A 20,614-nucleotide genomic window follows, 5' to 3' on the forward strand; every position below is an offset into this window, starting at 1 on the left:
TGGATTGGTTATCTTTGGAAAAACAGTTTCTTATGAAAAAAACTTTCCTTTTTTTATCTTTTTTAGTTTTAGTTCTTATAGGGTGCCAAACAAAACCTACTTCTAAAGAAATTAAAAAAGAAAAGACACAAGAACAACTAATTTTTCCTGATGATTTTTTAGGAATTTACAAAGGAACTTTACAAATCTTCAATCCCAAAGGTTCTCAAGAAATTCCTATGGAATATCACTTACTCAAAACTGATTCTATTCATAAATTTGATTACAAATTAGTATATAACGGGCAACCTAGAAATTATACTTTGATAATTAAAGATAAAGAAAAAGGAATTTTTGAAGTAAATGAGAATAATTGTATCATTCTACCTACTTATTTAAATGATAACACTCTACATAGTTTCTTTGAAGTACAAGGGAGTTTACTAAGTTCTAGAGCGAAGTTTACAGAGAAAAAATTAGAATTTGAAATATTATTTACGGCTTTAAAAAACAAGGTGAAGTCTGGTGGAATTTCTGAAGATATACCAGAGGTTTTTGGCTACCCTATTTCAGTATTTCAAAAGGCTACTTTAGAAAAAACTAACTAATTCTTTTTTGCGTTTTTTGAATACTTTTAAAGCGATTCCAGACTGTTTTATTCTTTCTTTTATAAATAGACAATGTTCCTCTATCTAATCCAAAATAAAACAAACTTATTCCTAATGGTGGATTAGCACTTGGTAAAAAACTAAATTTGTTAAAAGCTAGTTCGGGCCATTTCCAACATTCCAATCCAGTACCTACAAACTCTACTATAGCAACTACACAGTACATTACTAAATAAAACATTCTTTCCTTTGGATGTTTTCTTAAAAAGTAAAAAATCAACAGAGTACATATAAAACCAAACACATCATTTTTCAAAAGAAGAAAATATATTGAAGTAGGTATAATAAGCAGTAAACAAAATTGTTCAATTCTTTTTCTATTTAATTTAACCTGAGGTTTTCTTGAAAAATAGTAAACCAATACAAAAACAATGGCATGACCAGGTGGTACATAATGTGGTATATTCTGTAAGCGATAGGTATACATCCCGAGACCTACTGAGAAAATATACTCCCCTATTATTCCTATAATTAATGCAAAAAACAGTTGTTGTTTTGTTCTTGGATTAGCTTTTATATACAAATAAACGAATACAAACGAAACAATTATGTTATTAAGCCACTGTGCATTACTGTAAATATTTTCTGCAACAAACTTACTATCTATAAAAAGCCCTGTTATGATAATTAGTAATAACCATCCTAGCGTTTGAAGTACTTGTCCTGTAAGCGTTTTAGAAAATTCCATTTACAACTAGCTTTTATTCGCTAATTGCCCACAAGCAGCATCGATATCTTTTCCTCTAGAACGACGAACGTTTACCGTAATATCATGCATTTCTAAATTAGAAATATAATTGTTTAATGCACGTTCAGAAGCTTGCTGGAATTCACCATCGTCAATTGGATTGTATTCAATCAAATTCACTTTACAAGGTACATAACCGCAAAATTTGATTAAAGCATCAATATCTTCCTTTCTATCATTAATTCCATTCCATACTACATATTCGTATGTTATCTTTCGTTTAGTTTTTGCATACCAATACTCTAAAGATTCTTTTAAATCCTTTAAAGGAAAAGTTGAATTAAATGGCATAATTGAAGTACGGACCTCATCTATTGCAGAGTGTAAAGAAACTGCTAAATTGAAGCGCACCTCATCATCTGCCATTTTCTTTATCATTTTAGGAACTCCAGATGTAGACAATGTAATTCTTCTTGCAGCCATTCCTAAACCTTCTTCTGAAGTTATTTTATCAATTGCCTTTATTACATTATTATAGTTCATTAAAGGCTCTCCCATTCCCATAAATACAATGTTCGTTAATTTATGGTTATGATATAATCTACTTTGCTTATCAATTGCTACTACTTGATCATAAATTTCATCAGCATTCAAATTACGCATTCGCTTTAAACGAGCTGTTGCGCAAAACTTACAATCTAAACTACACCCAACTTGACTAGAAACACATGCTGTCGTTCTTTTTTCTGTTGGAATTAAAACAGATTCTACGACTAATCCATCGTGCAATTTAATGGCGTTTTTAATAGTCCCATCATTACTACGCTGCATCGTATCTACCTCAATATGATTAATTACAAAGTTCTGATCTAACATTTCTCTAGTAGCTTTAGAAATATTAGTCATATCATCAAAAGTATGTGCTGCTTTATGCCAAAGCCATTCATAAACTTGGTTACCTCTAAAAGCTTTATCGCCATTATTTACGAAAAACTCTCTAAGTTGGTCTTTGGTTAGTGCGCGTATATCTTTTTTCTTTGTTGTCATCTGTTTCAAAAATACATAAAACCTCACAGCTTTAAAAGCTAGTGAGGTTTGTGACTATTTATTATAGTAAATTTTGATTCTTATAGGATTAACATTGCGTCTCCGTAAGAATAAAACTTATATTTCTCTTTTACTGCTTCTTGGTAAGCTTCCATCATAAAGTCATGACCAGCAAACGCAGAAACCATCATTAATAAAGTTGATTTTGGTGTATGAAAATTAGTTACCATACAATTCGCAATACTAAAGTCATATGGAGGGAAGATAAATTTATTTGTCCATCCTTCAAATGCATTTAAACGATTACTTGCTGAAACAGACGATTCAACTGTTCTCATTACCGTAGTACCTACTGCACATATCTTACGTTTTGTTTCTATTGCATTATTTACAATATCACATGACGCTTGTGGTATAACTATTTGCTCAGAATCCATTTTATGCTTAGATAAATCTTCTACTTCTACTGGATTAAAAGTTCCTAATCCAACATGTAAAGTCATTTCTGCAAAATCAACTCCTTTAATCTCTAAACGTTTCATTAAGTGCTTTGAAAAGTGTAATCCAGCAGTTGGTGCTGCAACAGCTCCTTCATTCTTAGCAAAAATAGTTTGGTACCTTTGTTCATCTTCTGGCTCTACATCACGCTTAATATATTTTGGCAAAGGTGTTTCTCCTAATTCTAATAATTTCTTTCGGAACTCTTCATAAGAACCGTCAAATAAGAAACGTAATGTTCTTCCTCTTGATGTTGTATTATCAATTACTTCAGCTACTAAACTTTCATCTTCACCAAAGAATAATTTATTTCCAATTCTAATTTTACGAGCAGGATCAACTAACACATCCCACAAACGGTGTTCTGCATTTAATTCACGTAATAAAAACACTTCAATACGTGCTCCTGTTTTTTCTTTGTTACCAAACATTCTAGCAGGAAATACCTTTGTGTTATTTAACATCATTACATCTCCTTCATCAAAATAATTGATTAAATCTTTAAATAATTTATGTTCAATTTTTTGAGTATCTCTATGCAATACCATTAATCTCGCTTCATCTCTATGCTCTGATGGATACTCTGCCAATAACTCTGCTGGCAATTCAAAATTAAAATTTGATAACTTCATGTTTTATTTTCTTAACGGTGGCAAATATACAATATCGAAATAGGCGTTGTCAAGCAATTCAAGGTTTATTTTATCTCTTCAACCAACATTCCAATTTTCTTCATATCGTTCCAGAAACTTCTATATGATTTAGTTACCACCATTGCTTCTGAAATTTGAACAGGAACTTTTAATGCTAAAGGAGCAAAAGCCATCGCCATTCTATGGTCTTGATATGTTTTTACTGTAACATTTTTTGCTATTTCTTTGGAAGGTTTTAAATGCAACGTCTCATTCGTTACTTCTATCTCAGCTCCAAATTTTGTTAGCTCTTCTTTTAATGCTTCTAATCGGTCTGTTTCTTTAATTTTTAATGTGTGTAACCCTTCTAAGTCACAACCAACCTCCAAACCAAAACAAGTTACAGCAATTGTTTGTGCAATATCCGGAGCATTTTTTAAATCTATATTTAAAACATCTTTATTTGTCTCTTTTTCTTTTTTAAGGACAATAGAATGCTCTTTGAAATTGGTAGTTACTCCAAAATGTTTATAAATTTCACTTAAACAACTATCTCCTTGTAGACTGTTTTGTTTGTATGCAGTTAAAGTTATTTCAGACCCTAATTCGCTTAAAGCTACTAATGAGTAAAAATATGATGCTGAACTCCAATCAGATTCTACAACAACCTCCTTCGACGCTAATTCCTCCTTATAAAAAACAGTAATAATGTTATCTTTAAAAGTAGTTGAAATACCTAGTTCATTTAGCAAACTCAACGTCATGTTTACATAAGGTACAGAAGTTACTTTTCCTATAAGCTCTATTTCCAATCCGTTTTCTAAACTTGATGCAATTAGGGCTAAGGCAGATATGTATTGACTACTTACATTACCGTCAATTTGAACTTTATTCTTTTCAAACTTTTGCCCAGTAATTTTAAGTGGTGGATATCCTTCTTTTGCAACATACTCTATTTTAGCACCTAAACTCCTCAAAGCATCTACTAAAATTCCGATGGGTCTGTTTTGCATTCTTTCGGAACCTGTAAGTATCACTTCTCTTCCTTCTAAACAAGCAAAATAGGCTGTTAAAAAACGCATTGCCGTACCTGCATGCCCAATATTAACAGTTTCTTTTTGTGATGTTAATGCTTCTAATAAATGATTAGAGTCATCCGAATCAGATAGATTCTCAATCTTTAAATTATCATATAGTTTCTGTAAAATCAATAACCTGTTTGATTCGCTCTTTGAACCTGAAATGATAATACTTTCGTTTAAACTTTTGCTTTGAGTCGTTAATTGTAAATTCACCTTAAAACGTTTTCTATGTTAGCTTACATTATAAGGCGCTAAGGTGGGAATTATTTTTTAGAAGCAAAAGTTTTATAGTAGTCTTTATAACTACCATCAGTTATTTTTTCTAACCAAGTTTGATTTTCTAAATACCAACGAACCGTTTGTTCTATTCCTTTATCAAAACTCATGGAAGGTTTCCAATTTAAATCTCTTTCTATTTTAGAAGTATCAATAGCATATCTAAAATCATGACCAGCTCTATCAGTAACATAGGTTATTAAACTTTTAGATACTCCCTTTTCTCTTTCTAAAAGGGTATCGGTTATTTCAATTAGCTTCTCAACAATTTCAATATTTGTTCTTTCACTTATTCCTCCAACATTATATGTTTCGTTTACTTTTCCTCTATGAAAAATGGTATCAATAGCACTTGCATGATCTTCAACATATAACCAATCTCTCACATTTTGCCCATTCCCATAAACTGGAATTGGTTTATTCTCACAAATATTGTGAATACAAAGAGGTATTAATTTTTCCGGAAATTGATTGGGTCCATAGTTATTTGAACAATTTGATATTACAATGGGTAAACCATAGGTATTAGCAAATGCTCTTACAAAGTGATCTGATGATGCTTTTGATGCTGAATATGGTGATTTTGGATTATAGGATGTTGCTTCTGTAAAAAAGCCTTCTGAGCTTAAACTTCCATATACCTCATCAGTTGAAACATGATAAAACAACTTTTTACTAAAATCTTCTTTCCAATAGTTTTTTGCCGTTTCTAATAGATTTAATGTTCCAAAAACATTGGTCTTTACAAATGAAAACGGATCAGAAATTGATCGATCTACATGAGATTCAGCTGCTAGGTTGATTACACTATCTATCTCATATTTTTGAAAAATTTCATGTACCAAAACTTCATCACAAATATCTCCTTTTACAAAAGTGTAATTAGATGCGGATTCTAAGTCTTCTAAATTATATAAATTACCTGCATAGGTTAACGCATCTAAATTTATAATATGATAATTTGGATATTTTTTTACAAATAATCGAACAACATGTGAACCTATAAATCCAGCTCCCCCAGTGATTAAAACATTTCTCATTAAGAACTATCAGTTTCTTTTAAATTTCTTCAAATTTACTAATAAATAAATGGAGTTTCTAATGCTTCAAATGCTTCCAATGCTTTGTCTTTTTCTGAAAGAATCACTTCTTCAATATTAGTTTGCCAATCTATTCTTAACAATCTATCATTCCATATAATCCCCGAATCAAATTCTGGAGCATAATAATTATCTACTTTATAAGCGAAAATGGCTTCTTCAGAAAGAACGGCATAACCATGTGCACAACCTCTAGGTACAAATACTTGCTTTTTATTTTCTTCTGATAGTTCTATAGTAATATGCTCTCCATAAGTTGGAGAATTCTTTCTTACATCAACAATAACATCTAACACTTTTCCTTGTATACAACGTACTAATTTTGCTTGTGCATATGGTGGTTTTTGAAAATGCAATCCTCTTAAGACTCCTTTTACAGATTTAGATTCATTATCTTGAACAAATTGAACTTCACCAATATTCTTTTCAAATTCTTGTTGATTAAAAGATTCAAAAAAGTAACCTCTATCATCATTAAAAACTCGAGGCTCAATTACTATAACTTCTGGAATTTTTGTTTTTATAAACTGCATTATACTTTTATCAAGTTTAAAAGGTACTGACCATAGCTACTCTTTTTCAAAGGCTCTGCTAGTTTTTTTACCTGTTCCTTTGAAATATACCCCATGTATAAAGCTATCTCTTCTAAACAAGCCACTTTTAACCCTTGTCTTTTTTCTATAGTTTCTATAAACTGACTTGCTTCTAACAAAGAATCATGTGTTCCAGTATCTAACCAGGCAAAACCACGTCCCATTAACTCAACCTTCAATTGTTCTTTTTCTAAATAATATTGATTTACCGATGTAATCTCTAGTTCTCCTCTTTCTGACGGTTTTACATCTTTTGCTACATCAATTACAGTATTAGGATAAAAGTACAATCCTACTACAGCATAATTAGATTTAGGCTCTTTAGGTTTTTCAATAATAGATTTTGCATTTCCATTAGCATCAAAATCAACTACTCCATAACGCTCTGCATCTTTAACATAATACCCAAATACAGTAGCCTTATTTTGCTTCTTTACATTATTAATTGCCGACTTCAACATTTCGGGAAGTCCATGACCATAAAAAATATTGTCTCCTAAAACCATACAAACATCATCATTCCCAATAAACTCTTCTCCTATAATAAAAGCTTGTGCTAATCCATCTGGAGAAGGTTGTTCCGCATATATTATACTAAGGCCTAAATCACTTCCATTCCCAAGTAATTTTTGAAAATTTGGCAAATCATCTGGAGTAGAGATAATCAAAATTTCTTTTATCCCTGCAAGCATTAATACTGACAAAGGATAATAAATCATTGGTTTATCATAAATCGGCAATAGCTGTTTTGATACCCCTTTAGTTATGGGATATAATCGAGTTCCCGATCCGCCTGCTAAGATTATTCCTTTCATTTGTTAAAAACTATAAAAGCTAAATTAAAAAAATAAGCTCAGAAAATTTTCTGAGCCTATTTTCATTTATTCTTTAATTCTATCTCCCGATCCTTTTCCTCCTACGGTTGCAAAGATATATTGAAAGTATTTCTTTATTGTTAAAGACTTTAGCATCTCAGCATCTACCTCAGCTAACTTTTTTGGAGTTGACATATCAATTTCATTAATTTGAGCTAAACCAGTAATCCCTGGTAAGAAATCATAAACTCCTTTTTTACTTCTCTCTTCTATTAGTTCCTCTTGATTAAAAAGATTTGGTCTTGGACCAACTAAACTCATATCACCTTTTAAAACATTAATCAGTTGCGGTAATTCATCTAGTTTTGACTTTCTTAAAAAAGCCCCCAATTTTGTTACAGAACTACTGTTTGCTAAATGTGTTGCCACCGATTTTGTATTTACCCCCATTGTTCTGAACTTAAGTAATGTAAATGGTTTTTTATTTTTACCTACTCGTTCTTGTTTAAAAATTGGTGACCCTGTATCAAATAATCCTAAGATGTATACGATTAAACCCAATGGCCATAAAACCAAAATTCCAAAAAAAGAAAAAATGAAATCAAAAAAACGTGTCATATATTATATATTAAAACTTTTTATAGTCAACTGTATCCCTTCTTCAACAGCTAAAGGCATTTTTTTTCCGATAGCTTGCTTAATTTTCTTGTTAGAAACTACATAATTACTAGTTAATTTGTGTATTTTCTCTGTACTTATTGGAAAAGGGATTATATTTCCAATTTTACCTAATAAATTGATAACGAATTTAGGAGTATTAACGATTAACACTTTTTTATTTATAGCCTCACCTATATTTATTACTAACTCTTTTGTTGAGATTGGTTGATCATCCGCAATGTGATACACTCCCGATACAACATTTTTATTTTTAATTAACCCTTCAATCACAAAACATAAATTATTGACAGACAAAAAAGAGCGTTTATTTTCATACCTCCCAAACGGATAAGGTATTCCTTTTGACACAAAACTATATAATAAATTTAAGTTTCCTTTATTATTAGGTCCATGTATCATACAAGGCCTTAAAATATATACTCTTTTGTTTTTAGGAAGTTTTTTACCTAAAATATACTTTTCAGCCGCTAATTTTGATTTTCCATATGCAGTTATCGGGTTTGGTTGAGCTTCTTCTGTTAGTACCTTTTCTACTTCATCTGCCACAGCTTTCACGGAACTCATAAATATAAAAGTCTCACTCTTACTCTCCAAAAACTTATCAAAAAGTTCTTTTGTTAGCTCAGTATTTGCAATGAAATATTCTTCATCATCTGATACATTTTTTAAATCATGTGCTTTCCCTGCTAAATGAATAATTGTACCATACTCCGAAAATAATTTTCCCGACAATTCTCCGTATGAAAAAATACTCCTTGATTTTTCTCTCGATACTCCGGATATTTCAAACTGACTTTCTAAATATTCCTTCAAGCTTTTTCCTACAAAACCAGATATTCCTGTAATTATAATTTTATTGTTCATCTCCAAGAGCTATTATAGAGTTTGCCATTTTCTTATTAATCTCTAATCTTGAGAACTTCTCTTTAAAATCCAGTCTGTCAATATTTACGTATGAATATTTTTTAATTTTTTCATATAGCTCATCTGAATTAGTTGGCTCAAATAAAATTAAATTTGACATATTTTCCTTAAGGAAAACTTTCGCATATCCATCTACTCCTGCTATTATTGGTTTATCAAATGTCCCATATTCAAAAAGCTTGGATGGTAATACCCTTTCAAAGGCCTTATGCTTATTTAAATGTAAAAATAAAAAATCTGCATTTTGATAATAGTCTATTAACCGATCTCTAGTAACAGGTGGTAATAAATCAACATTATTTATTTTATTAATTTTAAGTTGATCTTCCAATTTATTTTTAGCTCCACCGTCTCCAATAATCAAAAACCTATGTGTATCAGATAATTTCATAGCAATTTGAGGTATTATTAAATCGAGGCCTTGCCCTTCACCAATATTACCTCCATATACAATAGTTTTTTTATCATTACGACTAAAAGTATCTTTTTTCTTTAGTGATAAAAAAAGTTCATCAATCCCGTTAGTAAAGAAAGTATATTTAGCTTTAGTATATTTTGTAAAGTAACTTTCAAATCCTTTAGAAACTAAGTTTATATGTTCTGCTCTTCCAAACGTATAATTTTCAATAGGTTTTAAAATTAAATTCAATCCTAAGTTTAGAACTTTACTTTTATAAAGATCCGTTATAGTTTCTCTAAAAATATCACGAATATCTAAGTACAGCTTTGCTTTTTTCTTTCTTACTATTCTTGCCCCCAGAAAAGCTGTAAACAAACGAGATGAAGAAGCATAGACCAAATCATACTCTTTATTTTTTGTGAGTTCTAATGCTTCAAAATAAAACTTTTTAAATGATTTTATTTGACCAAGAATCCCACTTCCATGCTCTGGTATTTTAATTCTATTCACAAAAATACCATCACGCACTTTTTCTTTATCCTTAGCTTCCATTTTAAAAGAATCATACCTATTAGGATGTGTAGTTACAACATCAATAGTATCTTCTTGCTTTAGATGCTTAACTAATTCCTTTAACAAGGAAGTATTCCTAAAAGAACCAGCACACAAGTCTGGCTCATAATAAAACGTTAGAAATAATATTTTCATGGTTATTATTTTGCTATTGCTACCTTTAATTTTTCTTCAAAAATAATTACTATTTTTTTTCCTATAACTGTTTTATTGAAACCTAAACAATAGTAGTAATTTTTTTCTTCTGCTCTTTTTATATCTCCATCTATGGTTAATCTCAAATGATTTAAGTAGTATTCTTTATCACTAATTTTCTTATACTCTACATCAGGATGAAAATGCAAAATGAATTTTTTATTTAAGGTAGAATTCCCTAAAACATTATCGTAAATTAACAAAGTCTCCTCATTTATTTGAAAGGTTCTTTCATGAATTATTCCATTTTTTTTATAACCATCATGCTTAGCAGATATCAATCCGTCTTCTTCTTTCAAATCAAATATTCTGGCTCTTTTGCCCACTCTAAAACCTCCCCAAACTTCAGTTTGCTCAAGATCAGCTAACTGCACTGTATTATGATAATAGGTTCCTCTCTCTTCTTGTCTTAATTGATTTTTCTCATAAGTAGAAACTCCTGGATCAACTATTATTGGCTTATTTTTATTATATAACTCGAAACTGAAAGTATCAGAATGCGCATGACCAGGTTGGTACGAAGGTTTTATGTCTCCAACATCCATAAATACCTCAAGTTCTTCTGTTTGAAATTTCCTGTATCCAGATTCATTCAATCTTGTTTGATTCCAAGATATTCCTGTTTTTTTTGCATATCTGAACAACTCTATTGAAGTAGGGGCTATATCAAATGCACTATCGTTAACCATTGGAATATTACCGTTCGTATAAGTAATTGTATCTAACCAAGAAAGCATTTTTGAGGCCTTATCAATTAAAAAAGTTTTTAACTCTTCCTCATTGTTCCAAGAATTATTCAGTTGAACCAATCGGATACAATCTAATAATTTGTTCAACAATATTTGATGATACATTGGTGATAGTTCAAAATGTGCTCCATCTCCTAATATCTGTTCTTCAAGTTGCTCCTTTAAAATCTTTTTCGCTTTTTTATAAAAGCTTTTATCGTTAAAATAGTAAGCCCCAAAAAATAAAGAAAAGCCATTTTCTAATAAATGGTTTCCTAATAAATGATACTCTAAATTGTTTATCAAGAATTGATAATGATTATATAAGGTTTGATTGACTACCTCTTCTTTTATACTATTCTTAGAAAGAAATTTTATCCAATTTATTCCTCTTAACGAAACCGTATATGGTTCTTTACCGTCTAGTAAGTTCTTATCATTCTTGATATAATTAGTTATTAAACTCAGCCCATCTTCTTTCGAGATACCCTCTTGATTTAAAAAATCAAAGTAGTTTAAATTATAAGTCCATAATTTACCAAATGAAGCATAATTCCAATCTATTTTTTCTTCAAAACTTTTTGAAACATTTAAAAATTTAAAACTATTTTCTCCTAAAAAGGATTTTCTATTTAAAACTTCATCCTCCCATTTTAAACCTATTGGTTTCTCAACAAGTCTTTTATCATAATCTTTTTTAGATAAACGATTCCTTACAAAATAGTAAAGCCTGTAATAAATTTGAACAGGCTTTAAAAACTTTATTGTATTGTATAAAGTTATTATTTTATTTCTATCCATCCTCCTTGCTTCAAAGACTCAATAGCAGCAAACGATGCTCTTGTTGTGTTCACGATTTCCTCAAAAGAAATAATTGGATTGCCTCCTTTTTTCTGACTATCAATCAATTCATTGAATTGGTTATAATGTCCTTTATCTTGTTTTGAAGAACTTTTTGAGAATTTTTTAAATCCATATCCTCTTAACTTTCTCCAATTATCCATTACTAAAGTTCTTTCTTGAGAATATACCTCCACTCTTTCTTTAGAATAAGCTTTGGAACCATTAGCAAAATAATTGATTACCGCATTGGTACCATTCTCATATTTCAATAAGATACTTGCATTATCCGTATTTTCTTGAGGGTTTATTCCCATTGAATTCATACAAACCGCTTTCACTTTACTTCCTGCTAAATAAGTACATAAATCGATGTAATGACAAGCTTCTCCTATAATTCGTCCTCCTCCAACTTCCATATCATGCACCCATACATCATCTGGAATAAAACCTGCATTCATTGTAGCAACAATATTCATTGGAGTATTGTCACTTCCTAAAACCTTCTTCATTTGTTTTGCTAAAGGAGCAAAACGCCTGTTAAACCCAACAGATACTGAAACGTCACTTTCATTATACTCTTTTATAATTTCATCTAATTCCTCAGTAGTTAAGGCTAATGGTTTTTCTACAAAAACACTTTTATTCGATCTCATTACCTCTAAAACCATAGAAGCATGCATATTATGCTTTGTGGTTATAAAAACCGTATCAACCTCATTATCAGATAGCATCTCCTTATAGTTTGTTGTTGAATTTGCTATCCCATATTGTTTAGCCATGGTTGTAGACGACAAACCTCCAGAACTAGCTATATATTTTACATCAGCATTAATTTTTTTCAAATTAGGCAAAATTGTTGCACTAGTAAAATTACCAGCACCAACTATTCCTATAACTCCTTTATTTTCTTTAAAGGACTTTTCATTTATAGCGACGGTGGTTTTAGGTTCTTCCGTTGAATTATACTCTAATATTGAAGCTATTGATTTAGACGAAGACATGTCTCCATAAATCTTGTCAAACTCTTTTAGCGGAACCCTTTCTGTTATCAAAGGTTTCACATCCAATGAACCATTTGAAATAGCATTCAATACTGCCTCAAAATTTCTTTTCTCAGTCCAACGAACATAACCAATAGGATAATCATTTCCTTTCTGTTCATACTCTTCATCATATCTTCCTGGTCCATATGAACAAGATACTTGAAAAGAAATTTCCTTGTTATAAAAATCGGCCCTGCTGATATCTAATCCTATAACTCCCACTAAAATTACCCTTCCAAGTTTACGGCACATTTGTGCTGACTGAGCAATGATTTCATTACTCTTACTAGAAGCTGTTATAATTACTCCATCTGCTCCTACTCCATTAGTAAAAGTTTCTACAAATTTAACTTGATCAGTTCCTTCAGACGGGTTTATTGCTATTATTCCTTTAGATTGCGCTATTTTAATTTTTTCAGGATCAAAATCAAAACCAATTACATTACATCCATTTGCTTTTAAAAGCTCAGCAGTAACTAATCCAATTAACCCCAAACCTACTACTACAATTGTTTCTCCAAAGGTAGGTTTTAACAATCTAATTCCTTGTAAACCTATAGAACCTATAACAGTAAAAACTGCCTCTTCATCTGCAACATTATCTGGTATCTTCGCTACTAAATTTTTCGGAACTAAAACATACTCCGCATGATTCCCATTCGAAGCAACTCGATCTCCAATATTAAACTCTGTAACCCCATTTCCTACAGCAACAACCTCTCCTACATTACAATATCCTAAAGGTAAAGGTTGTCCTAGTTTATTAAATACTGCATCCAAGGTTGGTTTTAACCCATCGGTTTTTATTTTATCAAGTACCATTTTTACTTTATCAGGTTGCTGTTTTGCTTTCTGAATAAAGTTTGCCTTACCAAACTCAACCAACATTTTTTCTGTACCAAGAGATACTAATGTCTTTGTTGTTTTTATAAGCACATGTCCTTTTTTAACTAAAGGCACCGGAACTTCTTCTAATATAGTATCTCCCTTTTTAAGGTCTTGTATAATTTGTTTCATTATTTATAATTTCATTTCTTTATCATAGAATTGCCTCATCCATGATTCAATTGATAAAAGAGCCCAAATACTATAAGAAACATCTTCAACTCCTTTTCTATTCTTATCTAATAACTGTTCTATTTTAGCATATTCAAAGATACCTCTTCTTTCTACAATTTCTTTACTCAAATAATCCTCTATCATAAAAGACATATCATTCAATATCCATTCTCTAACTGGCGCACCAAAACCAGTTTTTGGTCTATAAATTACTTCTTTAGGTAAATATCTCTCTGCCACCTTTTTTAAAATATATTTAGTTTCTTTTCCTTTTAACTTAAGTTCTACAGGAATTTTAGTTGAAAACTCAACCAATTCTTTATCTAAAAAAGGAACTCTAACTTCAACACCAGTTGCCATACTTAATTTATCTGTATAATTTAAATTATGGTCGACTAAAAAGGTATTCAACTCCCAAAATAACATTCTATTTAAATCTGAAGTCGAATCTGGAATTTGGTTATTTAATTCTTTAAACCTCTTAAATACATCTGAGTTATTTCTTTCTAAAAACAAACCATTTAAAGTTTCAGGGGCTAACCAAGAGAAATACCCCATCATTCTTTCATTTTTACTTTTATCAATATTTGCAAGTAGTTTATTTAACCTTCTGAAGAAAGGTTTCTTTTTGTCCAATCGAGAAACTCCTTTTTTTAAGACTTTTCTTATACCAACAGGTATAACCTCAAAATATTTTTCTAAATCTAAAGCTTGGTGCCTTCTATATCCAGAAAAAAGATCATCTCCTGCTGTACCACCTAATAATACTTTAATACCGTCTTTCCTTGCCTGCGAACAAATATTATAAACATTTATAGGTGCTGAATCAGATTGTGGTTCATCCAAATGGTACACTATTTTATCAAAAAACTTTAAAACATCCGTATCGGCATTCACTATTGATAAATCAACATTTAAATGTTGAGCAACTTTTTCTGCATAAAACAAATCATCCGAAAAACCTTCTTTTACAATCTCGGGACTTTTTATAGTATAACTTTTAATTTTTCTATCTGGATAGAGTTTTCTTGCAATAGCAACAATTAAACTAGAATCTAAACCTCCCGAAAGAAAAAATCCTATGGGAACATCGGATAGCATTTGTCTTTCTACAGCGTTAATTAACTTTTCCTCTAGCTCATCTATATAATGTTCTTCTAATTTCTTTTCTATTTTACTATCATTAAAAGGAATTGTATAATACTGCTGAAACTTTACCTTACTATGATCTTTCGAATTTCCTGTTATTAAATGGCCTGGTAATAGTTTCTTAACTTCATTCAACATAGTTGATTCACCAGTTGACCATAAAAAATTTACATGTTTTTTTACTGTATGTAAATCAATGCTTTTATCATCTAAAAAAGGTAAAATCGCCTTTAACTCAGAAGAAAAACATAACTCTTTTTCATTTATATGATAATACAATGGTTTCACACCAAAATGATCTCTCACCACCATATAATCATTAGTTAACGTGTCATAAAAGCAAAATGCAAAAATTCCATTTAACTTACTGATAAAATCTATTCCATATTCAATCACTCCATACAAAATAGTCTCAGTATCACTTGTTGACACAAAGTCAACTTTGTCTAAATATTTTTGTCTTAATTCAATATGATTATATATTTCACCGTTAAAAATTATAAAATATCTATTATCTTTTGAGTGCATGGGTTGGTTTCCATTCTCACTCAAATCAAGTATAGATAATCTTGTATGCCCTAAAAAGCAATTATCCAAACTAGTTGAACTACTAAAATCTGGACCTCTATGAGCAATGTCTTCTAATTTAGTTTTTTCAATAAATCTTTCTTGATTTCCTCCAAAATACCCTAGTATTCCACACATATCATTTTCTTGATTTATATTGTTTTATTGTTTTATTTTTAACTAAGCTAACCTCTAACTTAAATTATTTATTTTTTATTATCTCTTTTGATTTCGTTTTCATTTCGAGATATTTCACATCAATGAGTAGCATAAACCAAAAAGCATGCAGAAAATGGAAAATAAAACCCTGTTTTCCATCTAAAAACCCCAGTCTTATAATATACCTGTATAAAAAATAGAAAATAGGTCTTATCAAGGGAGGTAATAATTTATTCCATATTTTCTCTCTAATCCACCTTTTTCTTTGCGGTTGAGTTCCAAATAAATTGGCAAATTCGTCATTTTCTTCTTTTTTCTTTTCGTCAAATTTAATTAATTCCAATGCTTCATATGTAGCATATTTATTATGTTTTTGTGTCCAATCTGAAACCCCCTTTCTATCTTCATGAATAAAATCATTCTTCAAAGTACTTACCTTACCATTAACTGAAACATGTTCATTCATATCTCTACTTACAGTGGCTCGATCTTTTTTAAAGAGTCTTAAAATTTTAGTTCCATAATATCCTCCATATTTAATCCATTTTCCTAAAAAGTAAAATCTATACTTTATATAGTATCCATCAAAAGCACTATTTGAAAGTTCTTCTACTATTTCAGTTTTCAAATCACCTGTTAAATACTCATCAGCATCTAAAAATAAAATCCAATCTGTTTCAATAGGTAATTCCTCTATAGCGTACCTTCTTTGGTTAGCATAATTATCAAATTCTCTCGTAAATACTTTCGCTCCAAGCTTGATGGCTATATCCTGAGTAGCATCATTAGATAAGCTATCTAAAACAAATACTTCTTTTGCCCATCCAACAACGTTCTTAAGAGATTGACGGATATTAACTTCTTCATTTAGTGTTAAAATTACTACTGTTAAATTATCTATCATTATTTCTTTAAATTTTCATTCAAAATTTCTTTATAAAAGTCAACTAACTGAAGTGCTAATGACCTCCAAGAATAATCATGAATCATCCAATTTCTTCCCTTTTGTCCCTTTAAACTGAGTTCTTTCGGAGACAAAGAGAGTGCTTCCCGAAGCGTTTCTTCAATACTATTGCGATTAGGCTGTATATACCATCCACAATCTTTTTTATCAATTTCTTCCCATGGTGTGCCGTCAGTAGTTATAGTAGGCACTCCATTCGATAGAGCTTCTGCTACCGTCATACCAAAATTTTCAGAAAAACTAGGTAAAATATAAAGTTCTGATTCTTGGAATTTTACATTCTTACTTTCTCCAAAAACTGGGTCTAAAAAATATATTCTTTCTATTCCCTTCTCCTTTACCCTATTTTTAAGGGAGCTTACATAATTCTCATCACCTACTCCAACAATTTCTAAATCCCAATCTTTAAATTCTTGTTCTAAATTTAACCAAGCATCTATTAAATTTTCTAAGCCTTTAATTGGATGTATTCTTGCTAAAAAAAGTAATTTTCTTCGACTCCTATCTTCACTCTTGTTAGCTTTAACTTTATCAATTAAGTTCGGTATATCAACTCCGTTAGGAATAATAGTTGTCTTTTTATCACTTACATAATCATTAATATCTTCATACTCATGTATAGCTGTTGCATGGTAATACTTAGAATACCTCAATGCTCTACGTTGTCCTAGTGCTAATACAATTTCCTTTTTCCATCGAGATCTTTTCAACGCCTCTTTTGAAAGCGTTCCTCTAGGTGAAGTAACTAAGGGTATTTTGAATTTTCTAGCTACCTTACCCACATAAATATTCTGAGCCATCCACAAACTATGCATATGAATCAGATCAACATTTTTTGATTCCTTTAAAAGCGCCTTAAACATTTCTTTTGACGCTCCAAAACTATGAGAAGGATATTTATCTCTTTTAAATGTCTTAACCTTAAATAAAAAATTTTCCTCAGATACATTAAGAGGTGCTAAAGTATAAAGAGTTACATCACACCCACTTTGTTGTAACGCATTACATAAAGCAGGTACTGAATAAGCAGGCCCACTTGCCTTATCTCCAATGTATGGTACTACATGAATGATTCTCATTCTATTTACAAATTAAATATTAGTCAAAAACCTTTGACATTTTTTTTGCTCCAGTCTACACTTCTCAGAAAATCTATTCAAAGTTATTTTCCCCTTATTATTAAAAGCTTGCAAATGTTCCCCCATTTTTTTAACGTTTATGCATTTTATACAACTTTTTACTAAAAATATTTTGCCCTCCTCTTAACAGGTGTGGAAACATTTTTTTCGAAGTTTCTTGTGCAAAATATCTAAGTTTAATTTTATTATCGTTTTTATTAAAGTATTCTCCTGGGATTGACAAGTATAACCTCTTGTAGCCCTTTTCTTTTGCAATCTCAATTGATTTTTCAGAAAAAACTCCTCTCGGAAAACACAACGATTCTACTTTTTCTCCTAATAATTTTTCTAATATACTCTTACTTAAGACTACTTCTTCTTCTATTTCTTTTTCTGTAAGTTCTCCTAAGTTTCTATGGGTATGTGTGTGCGATTCAAATTTAAACAAGCCAATATTTTTCAACTCTATAATCTCTTTCTCAGTTAAAAAATCTTTTTCATTAATACATGAAGTAATTAAAAAAATTGTAGCATAAATTTTGTTCTTAATAAAAAAATCTCTATTTTCATAAACTCCTCTAAACCCATCATCAAAACAAATTAGAACTTCATTTCTGTTATTGGAGATTTCTTTCACTATAGAATATCCATTCTTCTTTATCTGAGAGATATGATTTTTAAACAAATCTATATCTGTAGACATGGAAGTATATTTTTTATCTCCATGAACATCATGATAATACAAAACTTTACTTTTTCTATTATTAAAAAGAAAACCTCCTAATATCAATAATACTTTTTTTAGACTCTCTTTCATCATTAAAAAGTATCAAAATCAGCATAAGTAAAACATAATTCATTCAAAGGTAACTCTGAAGAAAAATTCACATAACCAACTGCTAATCCCTTTTTATTTTTGTACTTACTTTTTAGCATATCATTTAAACTACTGTTATTTGTTAGATGGAAACTAACTCTTACAACCCCTAGTATAGTAGCTAAAACTCTAAGTTTAAAAATCACTGACCTAATAGATGTCTTTCTTCCAAATTCTAAATCAGCAATTATCATTGTAACTCCTTTAATGTGAAACCAAATTTTAAGTCCTAAAAAATTAACATTAAAATTTCCCTCTTTATTTTTATACTCGTAGAAAGAAGTTGATCTCTCTATTTTTGGCAAATTTAGATCAATATTAGAATTAGGATATGAATCTTTATTCTTTCTTCCTTTTAATAAAAAACTGGCTATTTTATTATGATGTTTTTTAAATAAATAACTATATGGTATTGATAAAGTGAAGAAATCATATTTTTGGATATCATTATCATGCTTCCAGTCTAGCTTCTTCACGAAGCCGTAATATGATGCTTCAACTGGAAAACCAAAAACAAACTCGACTCCTTTTGCCTTTGCTAATTCATAAGTTTCTTTTGCTAATTTAGTAAACAGCCCCTTTCTTCTATGATTTGGATGTGTCATAGTATCTCCCGATTGAGCTGCAAGAATTTTTTTTCCTTTATATTCAAAAACTATTGGAAACACGCCATAATAAGCGGATGGTTCTTTGGTTTCCTCATGATATGCTATGTAACCCACAGTATACTCTCCAAAGCCTGAAGTGTCATACTTTTTTCCTATAGTCTCAATACTTGAATCTCTATCATAGATTGACTTAATCAAGTATTTTATATCCTCTAAATTGTTTTCCGATACTGGTTCTAAATAATAACTCATATTCTCCTTTTTATAGCCATGGGGCCTTAATAAAATGATTCTCTTTTTTATCTTCTATAGATGTCATTACCTCTATAAAATAATCTTTTGCTTTAACAAAAGATAAATTATTACTCCACTCAATAATTTGATTTCTATTATCTCTTAAATCATCTTTTTGAGCCCATTTGATAATTAATTCTTTTAATTTTTCCTCATCCCAAGCAAAACTTTCTCCCCTAATAGAACCATCAACTAAAACACTTGCTCCACAAGTATCTGTACATAGCACTGGGGTTCCTAGCTGTAGTGATTCATTTACAACAGCTCCCCAACCATCAAAAACACTAGGTAATACAAGCAAATCAGATTTTGACACACATTCTAATACTTTAGAATTTTCTAAAGTACCTAAATACTCAATTCTTTTAGGATAGTTTTGAGCAAATTCTACAACTTCCTCCTTTAACTCTCCTCTACCAATAATTCTAATTCTTACATTTTCTATCTCAGATACGACTTTCAAAAGTTCTAAGATTCTTTTTCTATTTATTAATTGACCAACATAAATTAACTCCACCATAGAGCTATTAATCTTAAGTCTGTCAAGAGTTTTTCCATTATTTTCAATAAAATACGCCCATTGATGAACTATATTTTTTTTGTATCCTACTTTGGTAAACCAATTAACTCCTAAATTTCCTTTGGTTAGAATAAACTTTATACTTTTACCATAAAAATAGAAATATACCTTAGATCTCAAAAAACGTAATGTCCCTTTCCATCCGTTGGCTTCATAAGGTTCAGAAGAAATTCCTAATTTCCTTCCTTTCTTCGACGCATACTTAAAAAAAATATTATTCTTTTTTGAATTATAAATACTTGAAAAAACTAAAATAGCTTCATCTTCCTTATCTATTATTTTTTTTGTATCACTAATACTACTATTAATTTTTACAATAGTATTTCCCAAGTCTGGTACTTTCCAACCTTGCTTTCTTCTGCTCTCTGAGATTTCCTCGTCTACAAACAAATAGACATCATGATCATTTGATAGTTCTCTTAAAAAAGAGGAAAAGTGCATTGAAATCATCTTTTGAAAAAACAGAAACCTCAT

At 30.3% G+C, this 20,614-nt stretch carries 19 protein-coding genes; 1 reads left to right on the top strand and 18 read right to left on the bottom strand.

The window, feature by feature from the left end:
• Nucleotides 1–32: 32 nt before the first annotated feature.
• Nucleotides 33–587, top strand: coding sequence for a hypothetical protein (locus tag Q0873_RS12495; protein ID WP_299107743.1), 555 nt, complete (start codon nucleotides 33–35; stop codon nucleotides 585–587).
• Here the strand turns inward: Q0873_RS12495 and Q0873_RS12500 are convergent.
• From Q0873_RS12500 to Q0873_RS12585, 18 genes are all read right to left on the bottom strand, one after another.
• Nucleotides 580–1,335 carry a hypothetical protein gene (locus Q0873_RS12500; protein ID WP_299107746.1) on the bottom strand — a complete coding sequence of 252 codons (756 nt, stop codon included), beginning with the start codon at nucleotides 1,333–1,335 and terminating at the stop codon, nucleotides 580–582. The genes Q0873_RS12495 and Q0873_RS12500 overlap by 8 nt on opposite strands.
• Before the next feature lie 6 nt (nucleotides 1,336–1,341).
• Complete coding sequence (gene rlmN, locus Q0873_RS12505) at nucleotides 1,342–2,382, bottom strand: 23S rRNA (adenine(2503)-C(2))-methyltransferase RlmN (RefSeq protein WP_299107749.1); 1,041 nt, start codon at nucleotides 2,380–2,382, stop codon at nucleotides 1,342–1,344.
• Nucleotides 2,383–2,462: 80 nt separating this feature from the next.
• Entirely contained in the window at nucleotides 2,463–3,512 is a 1,050-nt protein-coding gene (gene queA / locus Q0873_RS12510) for a tRNA preQ1(34) S-adenosylmethionine ribosyltransferase-isomerase QueA (RefSeq protein ID WP_299107752.1), read from the bottom strand.
• Between the two features lie 65 nt (nucleotides 3,513–3,577).
• Complete coding sequence (locus Q0873_RS12515; RefSeq protein ID WP_299107755.1) at nucleotides 3,578–4,807, bottom strand: 3-phosphoshikimate 1-carboxyvinyltransferase; 1,230 nt, start codon at nucleotides 4,805–4,807, stop codon at nucleotides 3,578–3,580.
• Between the two features lie 50 nt (nucleotides 4,808–4,857).
• Entirely contained in the window at nucleotides 4,858–5,910 is a 1,053-nt protein-coding gene (rfbB, locus tag Q0873_RS12520; protein ID WP_299107758.1) for a dTDP-glucose 4,6-dehydratase, read from the bottom strand.
• Between the two features lie 38 nt (nucleotides 5,911–5,948).
• A complete protein-coding gene (gene rfbC / locus Q0873_RS12525; RefSeq protein ID WP_299107760.1) occupies nucleotides 5,949–6,503 on the bottom strand; it encodes a dTDP-4-dehydrorhamnose 3,5-epimerase in 555 nt (184 codons plus the stop codon).
• Nucleotides 6,503–7,378, bottom strand: coding sequence for a glucose-1-phosphate thymidylyltransferase RfbA (gene rfbA, locus Q0873_RS12530; protein ID WP_299107763.1), 876 nt, complete (start codon nucleotides 7,376–7,378; stop codon nucleotides 6,503–6,505). The genes rfbC and rfbA overlap by 1 nt, the downstream gene beginning before the upstream one ends.
• A 66-nt stretch (nucleotides 7,379–7,444) precedes the next feature.
• Nucleotides 7,445–7,996, bottom strand: a complete 552-nt coding sequence (locus tag Q0873_RS12535) for a sugar transferase (protein ID WP_299107765.1) — start codon at nucleotides 7,994–7,996, stop codon at nucleotides 7,445–7,447.
• A 3-nt stretch (nucleotides 7,997–7,999) separates the two neighbouring features.
• Complete coding sequence (locus Q0873_RS12540; protein ID WP_299107767.1) at nucleotides 8,000–8,923, bottom strand: NAD-dependent epimerase/dehydratase family protein; 924 nt, start codon at nucleotides 8,921–8,923, stop codon at nucleotides 8,000–8,002.
• Complete coding sequence (locus Q0873_RS12545; protein ID WP_299107769.1) at nucleotides 8,913–10,091, bottom strand: glycosyltransferase family 4 protein; 1,179 nt, start codon at nucleotides 10,089–10,091, stop codon at nucleotides 8,913–8,915. Before Q0873_RS12545 ends, Q0873_RS12540 begins: the two co-directional genes overlap by 11 nt.
• Nucleotides 10,092–10,096: 5 nt before the next feature.
• On the bottom strand, nucleotides 10,097–11,680 hold the full coding sequence (locus Q0873_RS12550; protein ID WP_299107771.1) for an alginate lyase family protein: 1,584 nt from the start codon (nucleotides 11,678–11,680) through the stop codon (nucleotides 10,097–10,099).
• Entirely contained in the window at nucleotides 11,662–13,782 is a 2,121-nt protein-coding gene (locus Q0873_RS12555; RefSeq protein WP_299107773.1) for a bi-domain-containing oxidoreductase, read from the bottom strand. The genes Q0873_RS12550 and Q0873_RS12555 overlap by 19 nt, the downstream gene beginning before the upstream one ends.
• 3 nt (nucleotides 13,783–13,785) lie before the next feature.
• Nucleotides 13,786–15,678, bottom strand: coding sequence for an asparagine synthase (glutamine-hydrolyzing) (gene asnB / locus Q0873_RS12560; RefSeq protein ID WP_299107776.1), 1,893 nt, complete (start codon nucleotides 15,676–15,678; stop codon nucleotides 13,786–13,788).
• A 64-nt stretch (nucleotides 15,679–15,742) separates the two neighbouring features.
• Nucleotides 15,743–16,603, bottom strand: a complete 861-nt coding sequence (locus tag Q0873_RS12565; RefSeq protein WP_299107779.1) for a glycosyltransferase family 2 protein — start codon at nucleotides 16,601–16,603, stop codon at nucleotides 15,743–15,745.
• Nucleotides 16,603–17,742: a glycosyltransferase gene (locus Q0873_RS12570; RefSeq protein WP_299107783.1), complete on the bottom strand. Its 1,140-nt coding sequence runs from the start codon at nucleotides 17,740–17,742 to the stop codon at nucleotides 16,603–16,605. The genes Q0873_RS12565 and Q0873_RS12570 overlap by 1 nt, the downstream gene beginning before the upstream one ends.
• Nucleotides 17,743–17,872: 130 nt before the next feature.
• Nucleotides 17,873–18,601: a polysaccharide deacetylase family protein gene (locus tag Q0873_RS12575; protein ID WP_299107785.1), complete on the bottom strand. Its 729-nt coding sequence runs from the start codon at nucleotides 18,599–18,601 to the stop codon at nucleotides 17,873–17,875.
• Nucleotides 18,601–19,518, bottom strand: coding sequence for a GNAT family N-acetyltransferase (locus tag Q0873_RS12580; RefSeq protein ID WP_299107787.1), 918 nt, complete (start codon nucleotides 19,516–19,518; stop codon nucleotides 18,601–18,603). The genes Q0873_RS12575 and Q0873_RS12580 overlap by 1 nt, the downstream gene beginning before the upstream one ends.
• Before the next feature lie 10 nt (nucleotides 19,519–19,528).
• Complete coding sequence (locus Q0873_RS12585; protein ID WP_299107789.1) at nucleotides 19,529–20,614, bottom strand: glycosyltransferase; 1,086 nt, start codon at nucleotides 20,612–20,614, stop codon at nucleotides 19,529–19,531.

Source organism: uncultured Tenacibaculum sp. (assembly GCF_947498805.1).
Taxonomy (GTDB): domain Bacteria; phylum Bacteroidota; class Bacteroidia; order Flavobacteriales; family Flavobacteriaceae; genus Polaribacter.